Raw genomic sequence first — 4941 nt, forward strand, 5'->3', positions numbered from 1 at the left:
ACACGTAGTATAGGATGGTGTAATACCATCCTCTTTTGTTTTGTATATCGTAAATTAGAAACGGATACTAAATAATCCTTCTTTTTTATCTTTAATATTGTCAAAGCGCTCTTTACATTCTTTAATCATTTTGATTGCAGCAGCTTTATCTCCAAAACCATTAGTAGTAACTTTTTTATTTTCTAAGTCTTTATAAACTTTAAAAAAGTGTTCTACTTCTTTTTTGAAATGTTCGTTTACATCATTGATGTCGTTTAATTTGTTCATGATTGGATCAGAAACTGGAACACAAATGATTTTTTCATCATCTCCTTTGTCATCAGCCATAAAGAAAATACCTACTGGTTTTACTTCTACAACTAATCCTGGTAGAGAAGGTTCTGTAAACATTACTAAAACATCTAATGGATCTCCATCTAATGCTAACGTTTCTGGAATAAATCCATAGTCAGCAGGATATCTCATATTAGAATATAATAATCTGTCAAATCTTAATCTTTTTAAATCGAAATCATATTCGTATTTGTTTCTGCTTCCTGCTGGTATCTCAACAAAGGCATCAAAAGTTTCAAATGTATTCATATTCTTTTATTATTTTATCTCTATTCTAAATTGGATGCAAAAGTACTCTAAATCATTGTTTCTAACAAGTTTTGATGATAGAATTAGAAATAAATTGCAAATGAACCTCTAATTGCAAATTTTCTTGCATCTGGCATATTAGTATAGTTTCCTCTCCAACTTAAATCGAGACGAAATATTTTGAAAATATTTCCTATCGCGGCATAATATTCATAATATACATCTTCTGGTGCTTTATAAATAAGACTAGAAGCGTTTAAATCAATATTACCCTGAGATATTTTTCCATAGATACCTCTAACACCTATTATCTCTCTTAAATTAAAATCTCTTAACCATGGAATACGTGATAATAAACGACCTCCAAAGTTATGTTCTAGATGTAGAGAAGCGTATTCATTAGTAACGAACTCGTAATAATTTAAATTGGCAAATGTATTCTCGATATTAAACCACGATTGGTTACCCGGTACGACGTTTAATAGACCAAGTGGTACATCACCAAAAGTTTTACCTGCTTCAAAGGTTGTAGTCAATGTTCCAATCCCTCCTAATAAAAGTGGTTTTCTAGCATAGAACTGTAATTTTTCATATTTGAAATCACTATCAAAAACGCCTTTCATACCTTGGCTATATCTTAAATACAAGCGAAGGTATTTTTTGTCAACATCTGTTCTATCTACACCATAACCAATTGTTTTACGTCCAGGAGTGTAATCAATTGCAAAATTGATTTCAGATTGTTTCGTTTCATCTCGTATGACATTATTTTCTTTGTCTACATAGTAGTCTAGATTAAATCGGTCTGATGCAGGTTTTAAGGTTCTGAATGAAAATGTTGTTTCAAATTTTAAATTCTTCCAAGGTTCGATTTCTAAACCAAGTGTTGATAAATTAATAGATGTAAGCTTAGAATTATCACCACTAGCGAATAAACTATTTGAGGCAAAGCTACGACCTAGTATATCATTAGACTCTGTTAAGCTTACACCGATTTGTTCTATATCGCGTCTATTACCTCCATGTAAAATTAATCGAGTAGGTGAGTTCAATAAGAAGCGACCATTAATTCCATATTTGAATTGATCATCTTTGAATCCATAAGCCGTATATCCCTCTAATCTCCATTTGTCATTCGCTCCAAAATAAGTTCTTCCTCCAGCACGTAATCGCAGTCCTTCAATATCATTATAGCCAAAAGTAGAGAAGATAGGTCCGTAATCGAATTTATACTTTTCTATATTATAGTAATTACCAATAATCGTAGAAGATAAATCAAATAAGAATTTGAATTTAGGTACAGTCTTTAATGTATCTAACATTTTATAAACGCCTATTTCGTCTTTGCTCAATGGCTCGAATCGATAAGCAGTCCAAAAGTCAGCATCTCGCTTATATACTGTTTCGTCAAATTGGTTTACCTTTTCGACATAAAATTCATCAGGGTGTTTTATATCAAACTTATGATTTTTATATATTGATGTTCGCTTACCGTAAACACCTTTAGAGTGTTCTTTCTTTGAAAGCGCAAAATCTGACATAAAGTGATCTCGAGTTAATAAGAAAACAGAGTCATTAACTACATCAAACTCCTGTTCGATATAAATATCTTTTACCCAGTTAATATTAGCATCTTTACTTGCCTCCATTGCTATTTTCTTAATAGCAAATGTGGAATCATTCACCCAGAAATCACCTTTAAAAGTAAGTTCTCCTTTTCTTCTAGGGTAATAAACAATATTATAACACCATTTATCCTCGATAAATGCACTATCTGCTAATACATAGTTATAGACATTGATACCAGTGCGAGAAAGTGGACTTACAAAGTCTTTTTCAAAAATTTTAATGTAGTTATTATAGATATTATACTCAGCGTATAAATCTTTTACAAAGGCAATAATATGTTGATTGGTATCAAACCCTGAGTTTTTATTACCAATAGTCTTTTCTCTTTTTTTGTTTTCTTTATTATCTCCATAGACTTGTGCAATATTCTCATTAATGAAAATAGGGAGATATGTTTTTCCAGTAATTTTAGAAGTATCGACTTGATTGAAGATAAACTCCATCCCTCTAAATATTTTCTTTTTTTGATATGCGCTGTCTATTGTATTCAGGTCAAATTCAATTTTTTCATATTTATCGAATTCGTATTGCGCAAACATATTAAGACCGTTTTTGCGTTTTCTTTCCCATATTTTTCGAAGAATGTCTAATGCTGGATTGTTTTTCTTTGACGTTTTTCCAGCATAGATTTTAACTTCGGCTAGTAAGTTGTCTTCTTCTAAGACAACCTGCATATCAAAGTTGTTTTTTGCTGATAGTGGGATTTCTAATGTTTTGTATCCTACAAAAGAAACAACTAATACATCATATGTCTTAGCTGATTCTAAATAGAATTTACCATATTCATTTGCAACAATACCTTCAGTAGAGTTTTTGAAATATACACTTGCATATGGAACTTCTTCATTGTTATTATCAATAATTTTACCACTTACTTTTGTTTGCCCCAAAAAGACCAAGGGAAACAACAAGAATAATATTAAAAACTGTATTTTATTTTTCATAGCTAAGAGTGTATAATAAAAAAACTCCATCTTAACAAAAATTAAGATGGAGTAGTCAAATATACTGTAATTTTTACTTATATAGAACTTTTTTTACTGCCTTTACTACGTCATTAGCATTTGGCAGCCATTCTTCTAACAATACTGGAGAATATGGCGCAGGTGTATCTGCTGTAGTGATTCTCTGTATTGGGGCATCTAAATGATCAAATGCTCTCTCTTGAACAATGTAAGTAATTTCTGATGAAATACTACCAAATGGCCAAGCTTCTTCAAGAATTACTAAACGATTTGTTTTCTTAACTGAGTTTAGAATTGTCTCATGATCTAATGGACGAATTGTACGAAGGTCAATGATTTCACAAGAGATTCCTTCTTTTTCTAATTCATCAGCTGCTTTAAAAGCTTCTTTAATGATTTTTCCAAAAGAAACAATAGTTACGTCTTTTCCTTCTCTTTTAATGTCAGCTACTCCTAATGGAATTATATATTCTCCATCAGGCACTTCTCCTTTATCACCATACATTTGTTCAGACTCCATGAATATTACTGGATCATTATCACGGATAGCAGCTTTTAAAAGCCCTTTTGCATCATAAGGAGTTGATGGTACAACAACTTTTAATCCAGGTACGTTTGCATACCAATTTTCGAAAGCTTGTGAGTGAGTAGCACCTAATTGACCAGCAGAAGCTGTAGGACCACGAAATACAATAGGAATATTTATTTGTCCACCTGTCATTTGACGCATTTTTGCTGCGTTGTTTATAATTTGGTCGATTCCTACTAAAGAGAAGTTGAATGTCATAAATTCAACAATTGGGCGATTTCCGTTCATTGCTGATCCAACCCCAATGCCTGCAAAACCTAGCTCTGCAATTGGAGCATCGATTACACGTTTTGGACCGAATTCGTCCAACATACCTTTCGAAGCTTTATAAGCACCGTTATATTCAGCTACTTCTTCACCTATTAAATATATTGATTCGTCGCGACGCATTTCTTCGCTCATGGCTTCACATACCGCCTCTCTAAATTGAATCGTTCTCATAATTATCTATTTTATTCTGTAATTCATTTACAAAAGCAAAAATATGAAAAAATATCTTTATCTAGATTATCTATTAATGTGTTTTAATGGTTTTGATATACTTTCTGCGTATAGATGAAAAATCTACTATTAGTGAAAGGATTTTTATAAAGATCATGATGTTTTACTGATTCTTTTTAAAAAGTTAAGTAATAATGAAGTGAAACTTAATGAAACATATAATTCTGCAATTAAATAGATTCATATATTCGATTATGTACAAATTATTTTTAGCGTTTTTCATGATAGGATCATTATGTGTAATGGCTATTGTTATTTAATTAGTATTCTCCATCATAGTAGTACTAACAAAATAATTTGTAACTTTGTATTGTAAATCAGTGTTCTAACTGAGAGATAAAAATAAAAGTACACAAATCAAAGTGTAATTTTTCTTCTAAATAGGCTGTAAAAAAGTCAACCCTATTTCAATTTTTTTTTCAAATTTTCCAATTTTTTTGTGGGTTTCGTCCCAGTGTTGTTCGGGCACGGTTGCAGTTTTGTTCGGGAAGACCCCCGTTTTTGCAATGCTTACTCGAACAATTCTCGAACACTACCCGAACAAATCTGCCGTGTGACTTTTTGAATCATGGCTAAATCCTTGCAAATACTGGGTTTTTGTAGTTTATCCTGATGGTGTGAAAGGTAAAGAAAGGTAATTTTAAGCCTTTATATACCTTATAGGTAAATAGATAT

The 4941-nt window shown here is 31.5% G+C and carries 3 protein-coding genes; all 3 read right to left on the reverse strand.

Going from position 1 to position 4941, the window contains the following annotated elements; translation table 11 throughout:
* Positions 1–54: 54 nt before the first annotated feature.
* Entirely contained in the window at positions 55–582 is a 528-nt protein-coding gene (locus tag RH98_RS14620) for an inorganic diphosphatase (protein WP_010257046.1), read from the reverse strand.
* 83 nt (positions 583–665) lie between these two features.
* Positions 666–3155: a DUF5686 and carboxypeptidase-like regulatory domain-containing protein gene (locus RH98_RS14625; protein WP_026038938.1), complete on the reverse strand. Its 2490-nt coding sequence runs from the start codon at positions 3153–3155 to the stop codon at positions 666–668.
* Between the two features lie 73 nt (positions 3156–3228).
* Positions 3229–4206, reverse strand: coding sequence for a pyruvate dehydrogenase complex E1 component subunit beta (locus RH98_RS14630; protein ID WP_010257052.1), 978 nt, complete (start codon positions 4204–4206; stop codon positions 3229–3231).
* Positions 4207–4941: the final 735 nt, after the last annotated feature.

The organism is Myroides injenensis M09-0166 (assembly GCF_000246945.1).
Classification (GTDB): Bacteria; Bacteroidota; Bacteroidia; order Flavobacteriales; family Flavobacteriaceae; genus Flavobacterium; species Flavobacterium injenense.